The 1544-nt window shown below is 31.5% G+C and carries 1 protein-coding gene and 1 pseudogene; both read left to right on the plus strand.

Annotated features, from left to right (window positions below; genetic code table 11):
- A partial coding sequence (locus IM295_RS22925; protein WP_193067368.1) for an ABC-three component system middle component 4 occupies positions 1 to 408 on the plus strand: 408 nt, incomplete at its 5' end.
- Positions 405 to 1544: pseudogene (locus tag IM295_RS22930) on the plus strand (AAA family ATPase); the annotation flags it as partial. The gene IM295_RS22925 and the pseudogene IM295_RS22930, both read left to right, overlap by 4 nt.

A 1544-nucleotide genomic window follows, 5' to 3' on the forward strand; every position in this document is an offset into this window, starting at 1 on the left:
GTTCTATTGTTGGATAGAAATAAAATTCAAATATTTTTATATTTGATTAAAAACCCGTCAAAACTTGAGGCTGTAATGATTTTGGCAGGTAAACAAAACACATCCATTGATATGACAGAAACTTATACAATTAAAAGTCTATCATTAAACGTTGATATTCTTTTCAGCACTCCAAAAATAAAAACACTTTTGAAAAAAGTGTCGATACTGGGATGGCTTCGTGTAACAAAGTCTGATGGTGCAACTTATTTTAGTTTAACAACTGAGGGTGAACGCGCTTACGAGCAGTTTGGCGGCGAATACTTTAACTCAGTGAAAGCTTATACCAAATCACTGGATAAAATAAAATCACTAACCTCCAGTAAATTAAATTCCATTCTGAATGAAGTATTCAAGGTGTCAAAATGAAATCCTATTTAAGAATTGAACGATTAATCCTTGTTGGTGTACGTAAGAATTACATTGTCAAGTTTGAAGATGGATTAAATATTATACATGGTGATTCAGACACAGGAAAATCTAGTATTTTAGAGTTTATTAACTATTTACTTGGCGCCAGTAAAATAGAGTTGGCCGATGAGATTATATCATCTGTTAATTATGCGGCGTTAGAGGTTATAATAAATGATTCTGCCTATACCATAGTTAGAGATATTTACAAACCACAAAATTTCATTGAGGTCTATCAGTGTCCTTTCGAGAGGAGAGAAGCATTCATTTCTAGAAAATATGCTCCTAACTTCTCTAATAACAATGCCCCAGATGGATTCTTTTCTGATTTCTTAATGGATGCATTAAATTTCCCCAAATTAAAATTAAAAGTGTCACCCACTCAGGTGACTAGTCAATTTAAGCGGTTAAGCTTCAGAAATATCATTAAATATTCCTACGTCAATCAAGATGATATGGGAAGCAAGTCTCTCTTGGGAATGACTGACTGGGCTAAATATACGTATACTAAAGAAGTTTTCAAATATATATATAACGTACTAGACACTGACATATCCGATATTGAGCAACAAATATCAGATAAAAGATCTGAATTAAACAACTTGCGTAAAAAGTATGAACATGTTTCGGAGTTTTTGCGAGAGACAGGTTATGAAAGCATCCCATCAATTGATGATGCAATAGAAGAATGTGATTTAATCTATGATTCGTTGAACATTGAGCTTCACTCATTAAATAGTAGTATGATGGCAAACTCTGACAATTACAATCAGTTTAAATCGTACCATTCAGAATTCAACCTAAAAATAAAAATGATCGTAAGAAGCATTGAAGAAATAAATTTAAAAAAAGATCAATACATTAGACTTAAAAACGATTATATTAATGACATAAAGAAAATAAAAGCAATTCATTTGGCTAATGAAAAAATTGGCCTTACCCAAGATATTAAATGTAATTGCCCTATTTGTGATAATATAATTACCATTGAGAACGGTGAAGGTGGATTTATCAAATCCAAACCTGAGTCTCTCGATGAAGAATTATTATCATTAGAAAAAAGAGAAAAATCCATTAGCGATCTAATTATTAAC

Source organism: Enterobacter cloacae complex sp. P14RS (assembly GCF_014895895.1).
Lineage (GTDB): Bacteria > Pseudomonadota > Gammaproteobacteria > Enterobacterales > Enterobacteriaceae > Enterobacter > Enterobacter bugandensis.